Consider the following 18477-nt stretch of genomic DNA (forward strand, 5'->3'; position numbering starts at 1 on the left):
GAACATGCCCATTATACCCATAGGCTTACAGGTAGAACTTTTCCTACGGCAGGAGGTTTCGGTACTCCTGCCATGCTGTATACGGATGACAAGGGTACCTACATTACCAATACCAGGGATGTAGAGCCTTCAGCCATTACTGAGTTGGGAGAGGATTTGGCCAATTCCACACAAAGTATCATGGATGTTTGCAGGAAGCATACCACCCAACTTTCCAATGAGAGGCTTGACTTACCCGCTGCTCCTCCTCATATGCTTGAACCCAACCTTTGGATGGCCAATACGCCAGGCTCTACCTTATTTATGCCTATTGGTGATGCCAGTGAACAGGTCCTGGCTCTCCTTAGTATGGCCATAAGCAATGGCAACATCATAATGGATGATGATATGGGGACGACAGCAGGTAATTTAAAGCCTTTTATTGAAAGTGGATTGTTGAATGAAAATAAACGAACCCCTCTTTCTGTGCTGCATCAGATGGCCTATGAGGCCAATTGCTCCGAACTGGCCTTTATGTGCCATAATATGGTCCTTACCCTTCAGGCAATGGGATTAGGAGGACTTTATTTCAATGGGATGAACCGTTGGTCTATCCTTGGAGCATTCGAAGAACAGGGAATAAATGGTATGGGATTTACTTTTGTGCGAAATGAGCAATGGACCGTCCCCAACCCGGTAGGTCTTAAAGGTGTCTATGAAGCTTTATGCCCACCTTGGTTTTCGGATATGCGTACAGCAGTAGAAGCATTTGTGACGCGTAAGTTTGGTCCTGATGGGGCATATGCCCATCATAGCAGGGGGCCATGGAAGGAATCAGCATCGATTAGAAAGGGTATTACTCCATATAATGATGAATTCGTGGATTGCCTTTCCGAAGTGGCTCAATACATTTATAAGAAGCATGGCAAATTCCCGGGTACTTTCAGTACCGTTGTGATGAATGGATTTGTTCAGGCAGTCCATCTGGATACTGAATTTTATGACAAATATTATCAGCCTGGTTCCTATCTTTCTACGCATGCTGAGCATATGAAAGTTTGGCATTGAGTAATATCATTGGTATCAAAGGTCAAAAAATGGACTGAAATGATAAATTACCTTATGATCTTATCAAAAACATACCTAAGTTGAAAGGAGATTGTTGACTAACCTCAAAAAGAACCTAGACATGCAAACCACACCAGAACATGACGAACGGATAGCCAAAATGACTTTTGCCTCCGTATATCCCCATTACGTCAGCAAAGTGGAAAGAAAAGGCCGGACAAAAGAGGAATTGCATACTGTGATTTCTTGGTTGACGGGTTTTGATGACCAAGTGCTGCAAAGGCTTATTGATGAAAAGGCAACTTTCCAGGATTTTTTTGATCAGGCCAATTTGAACCCTAATGCCCATTTGATTACAGGAGTTATCTGTGGCTATCGGATTGAAGAAATAAATAATCCTTTGACCCAAAAAGTAAGGTATTTGGATAAACTGGTAGATGAATTGGCTAAAGGCAGGAAGATGGAAAAGATTCTCCGAAATTAGTTACCCCAAATATTCGAATAAATTCAACTTTTTTAGCCTGAAAATCTTTTTCATATAGACACTTTAGGTACCTGAATTTCGATAACATTTTCTATTTTATCTTTAAAAGCTAACTATAAATTTCTGCTCTGAAATTTATCACCTGTGTTAATATAAAGTTAAGATTAAGCTAATGTAGGTTAAGAAAACCTTACCTAGGTATTATCATTCTGTTACAATCCCCATTCAATTTGGCATTTTTTATTTTGAAGGTATAGGTTCGCAACATCAGAAACACAAAATCACGATTGCTAAAACTTTAAAAGCATGATGAAAAACACTACATTCTTAAAAGAATTGGCTCAGCCCTTTTTGATGCTAAGCCTTGGATTATTTCTATTTACTGCTTGTCAGGATGAGGTGGATCCGCTTCCGGACCCAGATCCAGATCCAAGCGCTGAAGTCATTGAAATCGAGGATTCCGAACTGTTGGAGATTCTTATGGAAGAATTGAACATCAGCAACCCTTCTGAATTGACTAAAGGAAGAATATTGCAATTGACCGAATTGAATATCAGTAACACTATTGTTGCTTCTCTGAACGGATTGGAAGAGGCGGAGAATTTGGAGATTTTGTTGGCTAGAAGTATTGAAGTCGATGACCTTAGTCCGATCTCAAGCCTAGAAAAGTTGAAGCAATTGGATATGAGGGATGCTTTGATGCCAACCACTTTGTCTTTTTTAGCGCCCCTTCAAATGATAGAAAATATCGATTTTCAAAATACTGCCGTAGCAAATATATCTGCTTTACAGGGGAAAAATACGCTTACACACATCAACTTGCGCGAGACTGATGTTGCAGATATCGCTCCTTTGGAAGGTATGACACAACTGTTGTTTTTGAACCTTAACCGTGCAGGTGGTGGAAATGGAATCAGCAATCCAGAAATTACCATTCCTATGGATAAGCTGTATTATTTGAGTTTGAGAAATACAGAGGTAGGGGATGAGCTCATGGCGGAGATCTTTGCCAATAAAACCCAAATGGTAGAATCAAATATTAGAAATACCGGTATTACTGATATTTCCTTTCTGGTTCCAATTTTTGAAGCGGGCGCTTTTACCCAGGAACTATCTGATCTGTATGGTAACAAAATTTCTTTGGACCTTCAGAACAATTCCATTACTAACCTATGTGTGATAAAGCAATGGGTTGATAACTTCCCTGAAGGAGAATTGGAATGGTCTGCAGTAGCTGGAGATTTCAATAATTGTGATGCTGCTGGACCTGTGGCTGGTGAACATGAATTTATAGAAGATGAGGAGTTGCTTGTTTTTATTCTCAACACTCTTGGTATGACCGAACCTTCTGAATTGACGGAAGAAACAATTAAAGATCTTACTAATCTTAGTATATCGGGTTCAGAAGTGGCATCCCTTTCAGGACTGGAAAAAGCGATCAACTTAGAAGTTTTTAACGCGCAAGGTTGTGGAAATGTAGAAGATATTTCAGCCTTAAACGGAATGGATAAACTGGTTTTCCTGAACCTAAGGCAAACAGCAGTCACCGATATTTCTCCATTAGAAGGAATGACTCAATTACAGTATCTAAATTTAAACAGAGCTGGAAGTGGAAATGGTATTACTAATCCAGAGATCATTGCTCCATTTGTAAACCTCTATTACATCAGTTTGAGAAACACAGCGCTTACCGATGAGCAATTTGAGATGTTCGAAAATTTTGATCAGTTGGTAGAATGCAATATCAGAAATACAGGTATTACCTCGATTGCTCCACTTGCCAAAGCTTTTGAAAAAGGAGCCTTCACAGAAGAATTATCCATCAAATATGACAACAAGTTGTCTCTTGATTTACAAAATAATGATATCGAGGACCTTTGTCTAATTTCCTCATATGTGGGAGTTTTCCCTGATGGAGAAATAGAGTGGTCAGGAACATTTTCCTTTGACGATTGCGACTGATGATTACCATCCATGACTTGCCGGAAGTTGGGCTGTAATGAACGTATTGCAGTCCAGCTTTTGAGTCAAGTTTTGAAGAAAATACCATTTCTTAATGATTGCTGTATATACAAGATGGTCAATTATTGGCCACTACAATTCGTTTCAACGGTGAGAAGAATAATATTTCTGACATTTCTATGGTTCCTCTTATGCCCATTGGTCTTTGCTCAGGTGCAAGTCAGGGGAACAGTTTTCGATGATAACAAAGAACCTTTAATAGGTGCAGTAATTCTGCTGAAAAACACATCGGATAACTACAATGCCATAGCGGGACTAGATGGATCATTTTCCTGGCAAAATGTTCCCTCTGGTACATATACACTAGAAATCAGTTTTATTGGTTTCAAACCCTTTTCCGAAAGGTTAGAAGTATCCAATGAACCTATTCGTAGGGACGTGGTGATGGATACCGACAGTCAGGTCTTGGGAGAGGTTGTGATTATGGGAGTGGCCAATAGAGGTACTGATGCACAAGCCAGAAAACTGGAACAGATGGCCAAAAATACCATCAATGTGGTTAGTGCTAAATCCATTGAATTGTCTCCTGATATCACGGTGGCCAATGTGGTGCAACGTGTATCCGGACTTTCTATAGAAAGAAACGCAAGTGGAGATCCCCAATATGCGATAGTCCGGGGTATGGATAAGAGGTACAATTATACCTTGGTCAATGGGGTGAAAATCCCTTCTCCCGACAACAGAAATCGATATGTGCCTTTGGATATTTTCCCTGCCCAAATGCTGGAGCGACTGGAAGTAGCCAAAAGTTTGACGCCGGATATGGAAGGTGATGCCATTGGTGGTTCGGTCAATTTGGTAATGAAAAGTGCACCAGATGAGTTTGAAATCAATGCAGATTTTCAATTGGGTTACAATGCCATCCACTTTAACCGCCCTTTTTATAGTTATGATAGAAGTACAGAAAACAGACTGTCTCCAGGAGAAAGGTTTGGCAGAAGATATGAGGCTAACATGGATGACTTTTCTACTGAAAATATTATCATCAGGCCTATAAATCCGCTACCTGATATATTTGGAGGATTGACTATCGGTAACCGCTACATGGGTGGTAAGCTTGGGGTTATGCTTGGAGCCTCAGTGCAAAATTCATTTAGAGGAGCGGACCGGGATTGGTACAAAATCGATGTGGATCCTTTAGGAACTGGAAGACCTTCTTTGTCCAGTTACCAGGAGAGACAGACCTCCATTCAGCAGTTCCGTATGGGTATCCATTCCAAGGTTGATTACCAGATCAATAGGAACCATAGTTTGAGCTTGTACTTGGCTGATTTCACCTTGAACGACTTCGAGGCAAGGGAAATGATCAGCAGTGATAGGGACATTTCTCCTGACAATATCAACGCTACCTACTTATTTCAATCCAGAGTAAGATCCACCTACAGTGGTATCCGCAATGCAACCTTACAAGGGAATCATAATTTAAAGGGCGGTCAGCTTTTGATGGATTGGTCAGCTTTGGTTTCCAGAGCTGAATTTGAAAGACCGGACAATGCTATTTTTTCAAGAAATGGAGGTGTAGTCAATGGAGTAGAAATGCCTCAAAATATAGAAAGAAGAAATCCGAGAAGATGGGAAAAACATTTTGATCAGGATTTCACTTTGCATCTTAATTTTCTCTATAACCTTAATTTTGTCAACCTTCCCAATGCTTATGTGAAATTTGGCGGTATGTTCAGGGATAAGGAAAGGGGAGCTCTATTCAATAGGTACCGTTTTGATCCCAATCCTCCTATTCAAAATCAAGGGGTTGATTGGAATGATTTTACAGATGTAAGCTGGGAACTGCTGAATCCGTCAGGAACTTTGGGGCATGCGCTCAATTACAATGCCTTTGAGCAGATTGGTGCTTACTACTTGATGACACATCTTGAAGTTGGGAAGGTAGATTTCAATGTAGGTGCCAGAGTAGAACATACCAATCAAGGGTATGTTTCCAGGACAACCAATCAATTTGAGATTCCCGAGCTGACACAGATTTATACGGATGTGCTTCCAAATTTCAGCATGAAGTACAAACCCAAAAGTGATGTAAACTTAAGGGGTTCTTATTACAAAGCAATTAACAGGCCAGGGTATTTTGAAATCGTAGATGGTATTTCTGATGAGGATGATGAATTTCCTTTCAAAGGTAATCCTGATGTTACCCGTGCCATAGCTGATAACTTCGATATTCGCTATGAGTACTTTCCAAGGGCCAATGAGCAGTTCTTGTTAGGGGCTTTTTATAAAAGAATCGAAGATCCAATCGAATTGCTTCTCATAAGACAAACCTCTTTGACGACAGGTCCCCGTAACCTTACACCAACCAATTCAGGAACGGCTTCTAACTGGGGTATTGAGATGGATTTTAGTAAGTTCTTTAACAAGTTTGGAATCCGGGCCAATTATACATTCACCAACTCTTCTTTGACAACCATCAAGAGTGAAAGGGTGAGGGAAAATCCCAACGATGAGTCTTCGCAATTAATTCTCCGAGAGGTAAGTCAAACACGTCCACTTCAAGGCCAGGCAGACCATATTGGTAATCTCAGTTTTCTATATAAAAACCAAAATTCGGGCACAGATATTCAGCTTTCGGCAGTATATACAGGAGAGCGTATAGAAATCGTATCCCCATGGTTGGATCTGGATATCTGGTCAAGGCCATTTACCCAACTCGACTTCTCCATTGAGCAGAGGTTTTCAAATTGGGTGGTATTCCTTAAGGTCAATAACCTGCTCAACTCCCCCTATGAGCTTTTTGTGAAAAAGCCTAGAAAAACGGAACAATTGGATTTTCCATTGCAGGATAGTCCTGGTGAGACCATTGTTCAACGAGAACAGTTTTGGCAGTCTTTCAGGCTTGGTGTAAGATTTAAATTTAACAGCATCTAAAAACTAAAATATAAATAAAAAAAGGATGAGAAAAATGAAGTTTTATTACAGTTTACCTTTCTTGTTCGCATTGTTCTTTGCTTTTGCGGCATGCGACAATTCGTTTATTGATGATGATGACATCGATATCATTGACGATGGAGAGGACGATAACGAATCAGTCTTGGAAAGGTTGTCAGGTGATGTCTCCGGAACCCTAGGTCCAAACGAAACTTATTTGGTAACAGCAGATATATTTATTCCAGAAGGAGAGTCTCTGACCTTATTGGAAGGGACTACATTGATAATTGATGGATCTGGAAGACCTGGGAGAAGTCCGGAAATCAATGTGTCTGGTAGCCTTTATTGCTACGGAACAGAAACAGCTCCAATTTATATTGGGGTTGAAGAGGAAAAAAGAACCGTGGACAATATGTTCAGGGGCTTATGGGGAGGTATCGTAGGTACTGATAAGGCCCAGGATATGGTATTTGAATATACAACCATTGAATTTACAGGGGCTCCTGCTGAAGGAGGTTCATCCATTGTGGCTGAAGGTGAAATAGATGAAGGTGAGCCAAGATATGCCGTATATATGGTTAATCCGGAAGGGAACTTTATCATGTGGCATTCAAGAATTGCCTATACCAAGGATGATGCGATTCGTTTGAACGGTGCCAAGACCTTGATTGCTTATAGCGAGTTTGCTTTCAATGGCGAAACAGGTGGTGAATCTGTCAACACCAAAAGTGGGGTTGTAGGTGATTTTTGTTATAATATTTTCTATGGTATTGCTACTAATGGTTTGAAAGCCGCCAATTCCAAAGGCCGCCAACCTCAGTGTAATAATAATTATTATAACAATACCATTGTCAATTCAGGTTGGAGACGCTCTCAGGCAGGTAGGGGAGGTTCCCTTAATTATGAAAATGGTGCCAGAGGAGAATCATTCAATAATCTGGTTGCGGATAGCAGATATGGTTTGAGGTTATTCCCACCGGATGATGAGCCAGATATGGCCAATATGAGATGGGGAAATCATTTTTATTTTGGCAGTCATGAAGAAATGGTTGAAGGTTTCCATCCTATCAATGGTATCATTGGAATGAATATCCCAGGTTATGAAAATATTACCATTCCTGATACGGATATTTATGGGGATGTGGGAGAAAATGATCCCTTGTTTGTCGGCTATACAGTAGGCAATTATACCCCTAGCAATTTTAGGGCTTTAGAAGACCTTAAATTTGTAAATAACCTATTTGATATGTTCAAATTGCAACCTAACAGTCCCGCACTTGAAGGAGGGAATACTGAATTCAGTCCAATCTTCAGTGAATATGTTGTCAATGGAAAAACATATGTCACACCGCTTCCTTCCTCCTTTATCGGAGCCCTCGGTGCAGATTAATAGATTTTAATTCAGCAGGAAGTCGGTTGTTTTGGCCGACTTCTTGTATTTTTATCATAACTATGCGTCTAATAAAAACTTGCTGTACTTTATTCTTGGTTTTTCTCCTTTTAGGATGTGATAAGGGAGATGATGGAATTAAACCAATTGCTGATTTTTGGGAATCCCATGAACCCTTTGAATTGGAATACAATCTACCAATGGGCCTCAGCCGTTCCGAAAAATTTCCGGAAATGGCAACATCGATGGGAGAATCTGATTTGATCGAAGCTTCTGGATTAGTAATCAGTGTTGTAAATTCAGGTTACCTCTGGACCCATGAAGATAAGGGAAACAGCAATGAGGTTTTTTTATTGGATGCTGCTACTGGGGAGACTGTTGCAGCTTATGAATTGACAGGCATTCCTAATAGGGATTGGGAAGATATTGAAATTGGACCAGGTCCTGAAGCCGGCTTCAATTATATCTATTTGGGTGAAGTCGGGGACAATAACCGTGTTTATCGGAATTATAAAATATACAGGTTTAAAGAACCGGTTTTTGATGAATCGCAGAGAGGAAGTACTGTATCTATTCCCAATGAAGAGATTGAAGTCATTACTTTTACTTATCCTGAAGGATTACGACATGATGTTGAAACTTTATTGCTAGATCCTTGGACCAAGGATTTGTTTTTAGTCACCAAAAGGGACTTTTTCTCTATCATATATGTTCTTCCCTATCCCCAGAATACAGAAGCTCCCTCTCAAGCCATAAGGGTAGGGGAATTCCCTTTTACCAGGGCTGTAGGAGGAAATATTTCCCTGGATGGAAAAGAAATGCTTGTCAAAACATATGAATTTATCATGCACTGGGAAAGAAATGAAGGAGAAACCATGGTGGATATGTTTATGAAAACGCCAAAATTGGCTCCCTACAACCCAACAGAGCCTCAGGGTGAGGCTATTTGTTTTGATGAAAACAAAGGGTATTATACCCTTAGCGAATTTAGCAATGCCATTGTTCCTGTGTTGTATTATTACAATCGCGAAAGGCCTTAACATTTAAACTACAAATAATCACTTCTAAATTTTATACTGGAAGTTAAAGTGAGACATTTTGTGACATAATAAAGTTATTTTTATTAACATGCATATGTTATTTAAAATAACTTTATTAAATTAGATGCTGTAAACATTCACGTTATGGAAACAGCACATAAAATCAGTTTTACCCAAAAATCATTGCCTTCAGGTAATATTCAAGTTAAGTTTTTCGTAGAGGACACCCAACAGCCCATGTATGGGTACCTCTTGACCAATGAGCCCAAGCCGGTCGGAGAGATCATTGCAGAAATACAGGAGAGAATGCATCAAAGATTGTTGGCCATGTCGGGTTTAAATTCTTTTTCTTTGAATAACCGTATCAAAGAGGACCATAACTTTTACCTTTTCTCTGCTTAAAGCATTCCATCATGGTACTTGCAAAAAACATCCGCTATCTTCGTTCTCAATCCCAAATGACCCAATCTGAACTTGCAGAAAAGCTAGGCCTCCAAAGGACGATGATTTCGGCTTATGAAGATGGAAGGTCTGATCCCAAACTTTCAGGGCTTTCAGTTTTGTGCAACCTCTTTCAGGTAAGTTTAGAAGAACTGCTCTACCATGATATAGAGGCATTGGGTAGAAAAGCCATTCAAAAAAAAGACATTAAAGTCCTGACAATTGCTGTGGACTCCCAGGACAGGGAAAAGATCACGATGGTGGGCCAGAAAGCTTCAGCAGGCTATCTCAATGGTTTTGCAGACCCTGAATATATGGAGTCCTTGCCCCAATTTCAGCTGCCAAATCTATCGAAACATACTACGTACAGGGCCTTTGAGCTTAGTGGGGATAGTATGTTACCACTCGTGCCAGGGACTATTGTCATCGGTTCTTATGTAGAACAATTGAAAGATATAAAAAGTGGCAAGACCTACATTTTGGTGACCGCCACCGAAGGGGTTGTTTACAAACGTGTTTTTAACTACCTCGAGGAGAATGGTAAATTTTTTCTGGTATCTGACAATGAACAGTACAAACCCTATGAAATTAAGGGAGAAGATGTCCTGGAGGTTTGGGAAGCCAAAGCTTTTATCAGTACGGATTTCCCCAATCCTAAGGATAAATCCCAACCAGCTACACTAGATGAGATCTCTCAGATGATTTTGGAATTGAAGGATGAAATCAGGAGACTTAAGCCCTGATGGTTAAGCATTAGGGCTCAAGGAAAAAACGCATTTTTTGTTTCCCCGTACTGCCAAGACCTACATAAAACTTGATAGCTCGTGCATTGAATTCAGGGGTTTGCCATTGGATATTGGTGCAGTTTTTTTCTCTAGCTACTTCCCTGATCCTGTTCATGATTTCTGCTCCAATACCCAAGCTTCTGACAGATTCATTCAAATAAAGGCAGTCCATATATAGGAATGGAGCCGCATCCCAAGTAGAAAAATCGAATGTAAAGGAAGTAAAACCTTCCGCTTTACCATTAACTTCAACTATCCATACATTGAGTTTTTTGGGCTTGCCAAAAATAGCTTGCCGAAGTCCTTCTAATTTCCCTTCAGGAGAATAGGAGGATTTCTCATATGCAGCATGTGCTGCACACAATTCAAGGAGTTCTGGCAAGTCTTTTTCTTCACAGGCTCTGATAATGTATTCCATGATGTTTAAGCAATATTGTTAAATGGTAAATCCATCTTCAAAATGAGGAAAAATAATCATTTCTCTAAATTTAATAGGAAAAGTTTTATTTATATCCCATTAAAAAAGCCCTCCGAAATTATTCTTGAGTTGGTATGAAACCAAAGATTTTAAGAAAAAAAATTCTACTGTGCTATTTAAAATTTAATCTTTGGGCTATCTAAATTACTGATAGGTTGGTAAGATAAAATTGAAAAACATGAAACCGGTAAGCAGTGAGGCAATTATAAAGCTTAGCCCAAATACCTTTGAGATATTGATTTCTTCTTTGATTTTCCCTTTTTTTCCCATGATTTTTTTTATTCCTCCGGGAATATAGCCATGGATTATCCCCAAAACACTGAAGAAATAACTCAATAATAAGAAAATTACACTGAAAATGATGTCTAGATATACCTGTGACATCTTCAAAAGTATCATTTTCCAAATTCTTTCTACAGGCATTAAATGATTGTTAATCAAAAATTAACCTTCAATTTACGTTTCATTAACATAGTTTATACCCAAAGAAATGAAGAGATAAGATTGATTAAACGTATATTTGATCTTCAAACAGTTATCATTGGGCCAAGCTTATCAAAAAGATTATTATCAAATTTTTCAAGATTACAGGAATTACCCTGGCAGTAATTTTACTGCTGCTGGTAGGACTTTTCATTTTTGTCAGAAGCCCTTGGGGTCAGGATCTAATTGTACAAAAAGCAGTCAGTTTTTTATCCGAAAAAACCCAAAGTGAAATCCGAATTGAAAAACTGTTTTTTACCTTCAAAGGTGATGTTTATTTGGAAGGCCTTTTTTTAGCTGATCAAAAAGGAGATACTTTACTTTATTCTCACAAATTGGAGACCGGTCTTTCTCTTAGGACTCTTTTGGTTGGAGATGGAATTGTAGTCAGTAAAATTGAGTGGGAAGGTTTAAATGCCAATATTAAAAGGGATAGCTTGACGCAATCCTTTAATTTTGATTTTATCCTTGATGCCTTCATAGACCCAAAAGATAGTGTTTCCACTAAGGAATCGGAACCTTCGGATTTCCCTAACTTGAAAATAGGACCTATAAATCTGCTTGACTTTGATTTATTTTATGATGATCAGGTACTGGGAATTCAAGCCAATGCCAGTTGGGATAAAATAACATTGAACAGTAATTCATTTGATCTCAATTCAATGGACTTTGATTTGGCAACATTACTTATCCATCGTTCTAAAATTGACTTCTTTCAATACAAACCCTTTCCTTCTTCGGAACCTCAGGAAGATACTAATGAAGCTCCTCTTCCTTTGTTGGTGTTGGACTTGTTGCAGGTGAGGGATGCAGATTGGACTTACCACTCTGAGCCTGACGGTATTCAGGCCAAGCTCAAATGGAAGGAACTTGCTTTAAGTTTGCCAGAAGCCGACCTGGAAAATCAAAAAATACTTTTGGAGTACTTCAAGCTTATTGAAGCTGATGCCAAATTAGAATTGACTACTATCCCAAATGCATCTTCCCAAATAACAGAAAAGCAAGCTGCATCGGAGCTCCGCTTACCGGACTGGTGGATCGAGATAGGAAATATTGATCTGGAAAATAACCAATTCGCTTTTTCTGTTGATGGGCAATTGCCAGCAGCAGGCCTTTTTAATGCTGAAGCCATGGGCTTGGAAAAGTTCAATTTTTCAGCCCATGCCATTTCAATGTTTGAACAGGATGCATTTCTTGTTTTGGATGATTTGAGTTTCCGCGAAGCCAGTGGATTTGAACTGCTCCAAACAAAAGGAATATTCTCTTTGGATCCAATAGCCTTCGCTTTAAAAGATTTTAAAGTTCAGACTCCAGAAACCAATTTGGAGACCGAGATCAACTTAAATTTTGACAATCTGAATGCCCTGGTCGAGCAATTTGAAAACACAACGTTTACCTTGGATTTGAAGCAATTTTCCACAAATGCCTCAGAATTGCTCTATTTTCAGCCCGAACTCAAAAATGAACTTTTCTTCAAGGAATTGATGGAAAAGGGAATAAAGTTAGGAGGCAAGCTTGAAGGAAATTTATCTGCATTCACTATCCCTAATTTAGAGCTGAAATATGGTGAAAACACCTCCTTGCTGGTAGAAGAAATTTATTTGGAGGAGGTGATGGATATGGAAAAATTCCGATTCGATATTTCCCAAGTTCAATTCAATAGCAAAAAAGAGGATGTACTTCCTTTTTTGCAGGGGCAGGATTATCAATTACCGGATGATTTTTCACTGAATCTCACAGGAAAAGGTGCTTTAGATAACCTAATAGCAGACATGAAGTTAAAGACTTCAGATGGTGATGTTTCCATGGACCTTCAATTCAGGGAAAAGGGGCTTTATCAAATAGCTTCCAAATTGTCCCTGGAAAATTTTGATTTAGGGAAAATTCTTCAAATTGAAGACTTGGAACCCTTGAGTTTGACGGCCTCTTTAGAAGGTTCCGGTTCTGGTCTTTATGATGTGGAGGGTCTATTTCAGATGTCTTTTGATCGGCTTATGTGGAATGAATTTGATTTTTCTGCATTGGAACTGGGTTTGTCAGCCAAAGACACTGCATTGCATATAGGAATGTCTTTTGATGAGGAATTCCTTGATTTTGACCTAATGGCAAATATGAGTCTGGACAGTTTGCACCCAAGTCTCAATTTTCATTTGGATTTAAAAAACCTGCAGACCATGGACCTGAAACTTACCCAACAGGACATCAATGCCAGAATGCAGGTTGTAGGCAAGGTTGACGGATCTCTAGATGATCTTCAAGTATCAGTAAATTTAGCCGATGGGCAGTTTTTATTGGATAGAAGGGCTTACCCTATTGGGGATATGTTATTTGAGGCCCGATTAGCTGATTTTGTTACAAGTCTAAAAATCCAATCGGATTTTTTGAAAGTTGATTTTTCTGCGGATAGTTCTTTGGATGAATTTAACACCTCTATTCAGCATTATTTCAATAGTTTTTTCGCAGAGCAGGAGGAGGATATTTTAGATCTGGATCATAAGGTAAAAGCCAATGCAAAACTAAGGTTCTATCCTACACCTTTTATAGATCAGTTGCTGGTGGCGGGAATACAAGACCTAGACACCATGCGCTTGGATTTTGGTTTTGATGCCGGGAAGAAGCAGGTTGATTTTGACCTGATGTTGCCAATGACCGAATATGGTCAGGCCACTTTGGATAGCTTTTTTGTGCATATTGATGGTAATGCCACTAAACTTTCATTTGGTCTAGGCTTTCAGGGTTTTTCCCTATCTCCTTTGGATATGGGGCTGACTTCTGTTTCAGGAAATTACCAACAAAATAGTTTAAGCTTTAACTTTTTTTCAGAGGACGATTCCGGAGTTTTGTTGGATGTGAAGTCTCTACTTGCAATCAATGGGGATACTATCAACTATAGTATCATCCCTGAGAATTTGATATTTAATAGGCAAACCTGGCAAATCCCATCTGGTAACCAAATGGTTTATGCACCTGACTTATTAACCTTTAATGACTTCTCTTTTTCCAGAAATGGCCAAAGTATCTACTTCAGCCATCAGATTTCTGGTATAGGAGAAGAGCACGTGGGGATAGAAATGGAAAATTTTGAGCTCATTACTTTTTTTGGGTTTTTGAACCCCGATGAAAAATTGATAGCAGGTAAGGCCAATGGTGATTTGGTGGTTATCCAGCCCTTTGGAGCCCTTGGGCTCTTGGCGGATTTAAAGGTTGAAGGGATTAAAATTTTAGATTTGGCCCTTGGAAATCTTATGTTGAATGCGGAAGCCGAATCACTGCAGGAATATTCTCTTTTTCTTTCTTTAAAAGAAGGCTTGGTAGACATAGACCTGATCGGTAGTTTTCTATCAGATGCAGCGGGTTCTATAATTGATATGCAGTTGACCCTGAATGCCCTTAAGATGGCATTGTTTGAGCAACTGGCCAATGGATTGATCAGGGATAGTCAGGGTTTCATTTCAGGAGATTTTCAGCTAAAGGGCGCATTAAATGAGCCCGTTTACAATGGAACATTGTTGTTTAATGAGGTGGCTTTTGTGGCATCTGAATTGAATAATCGTTTTTTGATGAGTAAAGAAACCATTAAAATGGATAACTCAGGTTTATTGTTGGACAAGTTTACCATTAAGGATGAATCTGATCAGCGGTTTGTTGTAGACGGGAGAATCAATACCCCTGATTTTTCCAATATTGGTTTTGATCTGAAACTTAATACCAAAGAGTTTCAGGTGCTCAATTCTACCCGTGCTGATTCTGATCTGTTTTTCGGGAAAGCTAATGTGGACTTGGACATGACTGTCAAGGGTTCACTTGATCTGCCTGAGATTGACGTGAATTTAAAAGTCAATAGGGGGACCAATGTGAGTTTTATCGTTCCTGAAAGCCAATTGGATCTGATTGAGCGGACAGGTGTGGTCATATTTGTGAATCACCAAGATCCATATGATCTTCTTTACCAAAGAGAAATGGACATGACTACTAAGGGCCTCACAGGCTACGATGTGCGGGCCAATCTGCAGATTGACCCCCAAACTGTTTTTAACCTGATTGTGGATGAAAGGACAGGGGATAATTTGAGATTACAAGGTGAAGCAGATCTCAATCTTTTAATGAATCCCAGCGGTGACATTTCCCTTTCTGGTAGGTATGAGGTAAATAGTGGTCATTATGAATTGAATCTTTTTGGACTTGTCAACAGGCGTTTTGAGCTGGCAGAAGGTAGTTTTGTTTCCTGGAATGGTGATCCATTGGATGCCAATCTTAACTTACAAGCTATATACAATGTCCGAACATCAGCAGCACAATTGATGCAGGCCCAGTTGAGTGGAATAGATACAGAAACAAGGGGGCAGTTCAGACAGGTGCTCCCATTTAGGGTTTACCTCAAAGTCGGAGGGGAAATTATAAATCCGGAAATTTCCTTTGAACTGGATATGCCCGAGCAGGAAAGAGGTGCTTTCGGAGGTTCAGTTTATAGCATGCTACAACAGGTCAACGAAAGTGAAGACGAACTTACCAAGCAGGTATTTTCTTTGTTGGTGCTTAACCAGTTCTTCCCTATGACCGGTAGTGACGGCTCCTCAGGAGGGTCGGTCAATCTGGCCCGGTCGAGTGTGAGTCAGGTACTCTCTTCTCAGATGAATGCCTTATCCGACCGCTTGTTTGGAGAAACAGGCTTTTCCTTAGATTTGGATTTGGATGCATATACCGATTACCAATCCGGGGACCCCCAGGACAGGACACAACTCAGCGTGGCGGCAAGGCAGACTTTGATGGATGACCGTCTGGTTATTTCTGTTGGAGGTCAAGTAGATGTAGACGGCGGGGACCGCGAAGTGAATCAGGGAGATGCATTGTTTGGGGATGTCAGCGTGGAATACCTCCTGGACAGCAGGGGACAATGGAGGGCTAAAGCCTATAGGAGAAATCAGTTCGAATCTGTAATCGATGGACAGTTGGTTGTCACAGGGATCAGTTTGATTTTCAATAAGGAATTTAATGCTTTCAAAGAATTGTTTATGCCTTTAAAGAAATTAGAGGCAGTGCCCCAAAGGGAAGAGTTGGAAGAAGTAATTACAGAAGAGGAAGAAAACCGATGAGGAATAAAATTTACATAGGGCTAATGGCTTCATTACTGTTTTATTCCTGTAATGTCAAAAAATTCATACCTGAAGGAGAACATTTGTATACCGGTGCAGCGGTTGATTTGGAGGCTGAATTGGATAAAAGGAGCCTTTCAGAAATCCAAAATGATCTCGAAAAATTGCTCAGGCCTTCTCCAAACAGCAAGGTTTTGGGGATGCGTTTTGGTCTATGGGCATATTATAAAGGAAGCAAAGAAAAGCCGGGATTCATCAATCGCTTTTTAAATAAAAAATTCGGAGAAAAGCCGGTTTACTTAAGTCAGGTGATGCCTGAGAGGACTGCAGGGATCTTGTTAAACAGGCTTGAAAACAAGGGTTTCTTTTTTTCAAATGCCTCCTATGAAATCGAAGAAAGGGGAAAGTTTGCCTCATTGGCATATAAGGTGGGTTTTACAGCACCTTATTTATTGGAGAATTATCGACTGCTGGAGGATTCCCTACCTATTATGCAGGATATCCAAAGTCAGATAGAAAACACCCTCTTGGTCAAGGGAAGCCGGTTGGACCTGGATCTTTTGAAGAAAGAAAGAGAAAGGATTGATCAGGTCTTGAAAGGAAAAGGTTATTATTTTTTCAATTCGGACTTATTGATTTTTGAAGCAGATACCAATCAATACGATTCCAGGAAGTTTGACCTTTATCTCAGGCTAAAAAGCAATACCCCGGCCAAATCCATGCACCCACACACTTTGGAAAATATCAGGGTCTATCCAAACTTTAACCTTCATCTCGACAATGGGGAAGGAGATACAGTCAGGGTCAACAATATCGATTTTATCCAAAGTCCGGAAATTTTTAAACCTGATCTGTTGGAAAAATACATTTTGTTTAAAGAAGGAAACAAATTTAATCCGCAGATATCCAGACTGACATCAAATAGACTTTCCAATATCGGTAACTTCAGGTATGTAAATATAGCCTATGAGGAAGCAGATAGTCTTTTGAAAGAAGATGGAACCTATCCCCTCAATGCCAATATCATGTTATCACCACTCAATAGAAGAGGTGTAAGAGCAGAGCTTCAAGGGGTGACCAAATCCAATAGTTTTGTCGGCCCGGCTTTGATTTTAAATTATCAAAACAGAAATATTTTCAATGGAGGAGAAGTTTTTAACCTTACAGGTAGGTTTGGATATGAAACCCAGATCGCTTCCGGAAGTAGGGATGCATTGCAATCCATAGAATTGGGCCTTAGTGCTTCCTTGGTTTTTCCAAGAGTGATCTTTCCTGGCCCCTGGTCTGATAGGTTCAGATTCTCGATTCCAAAAACCAGGATAAGCCTCGGGTATGAATACCAAAACAGAACTGACCTGTACCTACTTTATTCCAACAATGCCTCCTTTGGGTACTTTTGGAATGTGAATAAATATGTTTACCATGAATTTAATCCCATCAGCTTGAGTATAGTCAACCTGGCCAGAACAACTCCTGCTTTTGATGAAATATTGAATGCCAATCCTTTCTTAAGGAGGAGTTTTGAGCAGCAGTTTATCTCCGGGATGAATTATACTTTTAATTTCAACCAATTGGTGGATGAGGATAGGAAAAATGCGATATTCTTTGGCGCCACTGTGGACTTGGCGGGAAATATGTTGAAGGGATTGAATAATGTCTTTGGCGCTGAAAATCCCAATTCCTTTTTGGGCTTGGAATTTGCCCAATACCTCAAGGGAGATGTAGATTTAAGGTACTACAGGAGATTTACAAAAGAAAATATTTTTGTGACCAGACTTTTTGCCGGACTGGGGGCTCCTTTGGGCAACTCACTTTCCCTTCCCTTTGTCAAGCAATATTTCGCAGGAGGCCCCCGCAGCGTAAGGGCATTTAGGATCCGTGCTTTGGGACCAGGAACTTTTGTTCCACAAAGTATCGGTACCGGAGGATTTTTTGATCAGGCAGGAGATATCAGACTGGAAGGAAATATGGAATACCGCTTTCCTTTCAATAAGTACCTTAAAGGGGCTTTTTTCGTAGATGCAGGTAACGTTTGGCTTTACAATGAAAATGAAGCCCTTCCCGGAGGTCGATTTACAAATCGTTGGGCAGAGGAACTGGCAGTAGGAGCTGGATTTGGGTTCAGGGTAGATATTCAGATCTTTGTCCTAAGACTGGATTTGGCAGTTCCTGTAAGAAAGCCTTGGCTGAGGGAAGAAGAGCGTTGGATTGAGCGCTTGAGTATAGGGGAAAGTGACTGGCGAAGAGAAAATTTGGTATTGAATTTTGCGATTGGGTATCCTTTTTAAAAAATATCATTTTGTAAGCATATGGGTTGAAGTTGATTTCAGATATCAA

The 18477-nt window shown here is 39.9% G+C and carries 12 protein-coding genes; 10 read left to right on the plus strand and 2 right to left on the minus strand.

The features are described 5' to 3' along the window. From QZT73_RS16600 to QZT73_RS16635, 8 genes are all read left to right on the plus strand, one after another. Window positions 1-1047, plus strand: a 1047-nt coding sequence (locus QZT73_RS16600; RefSeq protein ID WP_291789359.1) for a hypothetical protein, incomplete at its 5' end; no start/stop codon positions are given. 121 nt (window positions 1048-1168) lie between these two features. Next, window positions 1169-1531: a DUF2200 domain-containing protein gene (locus QZT73_RS16605; RefSeq protein ID WP_291789361.1), complete on the plus strand. Its 363-nt coding sequence runs from the start codon at window positions 1169-1171 to the stop codon at window positions 1529-1531. 306 nt (window positions 1532-1837) lie between these two features. Further along, the gene (locus QZT73_RS16610) at window positions 1838-3493 is read left to right on the plus strand and encodes a hypothetical protein (RefSeq protein WP_291785054.1); all 1656 of its coding nucleotides are present in this window, start codon (window positions 1838-1840) and stop codon (window positions 3491-3493) included. A gap of 150 nt (window positions 3494-3643) precedes the next feature. After that, the gene (locus tag QZT73_RS16615) at window positions 3644-6430 is read left to right on the plus strand and encodes a TonB-dependent receptor (protein ID WP_291785052.1); all 2787 of its coding nucleotides are present in this window, start codon (window positions 3644-3646) and stop codon (window positions 6428-6430) included. A gap of 25 nt (window positions 6431-6455) precedes the next feature. After that, complete coding sequence (locus QZT73_RS16620) at window positions 6456-7820, plus strand: hypothetical protein (protein ID WP_291789363.1); 1365 nt, start codon at window positions 6456-6458, stop codon at window positions 7818-7820. A gap of 62 nt (window positions 7821-7882) precedes the next feature. Further along, window positions 7883-8860, plus strand: coding sequence for a hypothetical protein (locus QZT73_RS16625; protein ID WP_291785049.1), 978 nt, complete (start codon window positions 7883-7885; stop codon window positions 8858-8860). A gap of 144 nt (window positions 8861-9004) precedes the next feature. Next, window positions 9005-9262, plus strand: a complete 258-nt coding sequence (locus tag QZT73_RS16630) for a hypothetical protein (protein ID WP_291785047.1) — start codon at window positions 9005-9007, stop codon at window positions 9260-9262. 11 nt (window positions 9263-9273) lie between these two features. Next, the gene (locus tag QZT73_RS16635) at window positions 9274-10044 is read left to right on the plus strand and encodes a LexA family transcriptional regulator (RefSeq protein ID WP_291785046.1); all 771 of its coding nucleotides are present in this window, start codon (window positions 9274-9276) and stop codon (window positions 10042-10044) included. Between the two features lie 10 nt (window positions 10045-10054). On the opposite strand, the gene QZT73_RS16640 is transcribed toward QZT73_RS16635, so the two are convergent. Together QZT73_RS16640 and QZT73_RS16645 are read right to left on the minus strand one after the other, a co-directional pair. Continuing rightward, window positions 10055-10504 carry a GNAT family N-acetyltransferase gene (locus QZT73_RS16640; protein ID WP_291785044.1) on the minus strand — a complete coding sequence of 150 codons (450 nt, stop codon included), beginning with the start codon at window positions 10502-10504 and terminating at the stop codon, window positions 10055-10057. A 204-nt stretch (window positions 10505-10708) separates the two neighbouring features. Then, window positions 10709-10987 carry a hypothetical protein gene (locus tag QZT73_RS16645; RefSeq protein ID WP_291785042.1) on the minus strand — a complete coding sequence of 93 codons (279 nt, stop codon included), beginning with the start codon at window positions 10985-10987 and terminating at the stop codon, window positions 10709-10711. Window positions 10988-11325: 338 nt separating this feature from the next. Between QZT73_RS16645 and QZT73_RS16650 the strand changes: the two genes are divergently transcribed. Both QZT73_RS16650 and QZT73_RS16655 read left to right on the plus strand, forming a co-directional pair. Beyond that, window positions 11326-16140, plus strand: coding sequence for a translocation/assembly module TamB (locus tag QZT73_RS16650; protein ID WP_291789366.1), 4815 nt, complete (start codon window positions 11326-11328; stop codon window positions 16138-16140). A 23-nt stretch (window positions 16141-16163) separates the two neighbouring features. Further along, entirely contained in the window at window positions 16164-18428 is a 2265-nt protein-coding gene (locus tag QZT73_RS16655) for a BamA/TamA family outer membrane protein (protein WP_291785038.1), read from the plus strand. Window positions 18429-18477 lie beyond the last annotated feature (49 nt).

The sequence above is a fragment of the Cecembia sp. genome (assembly GCF_007126775.1).
GTDB lineage: Bacteria > Bacteroidota > Bacteroidia > Cytophagales > Cyclobacteriaceae > Cecembia.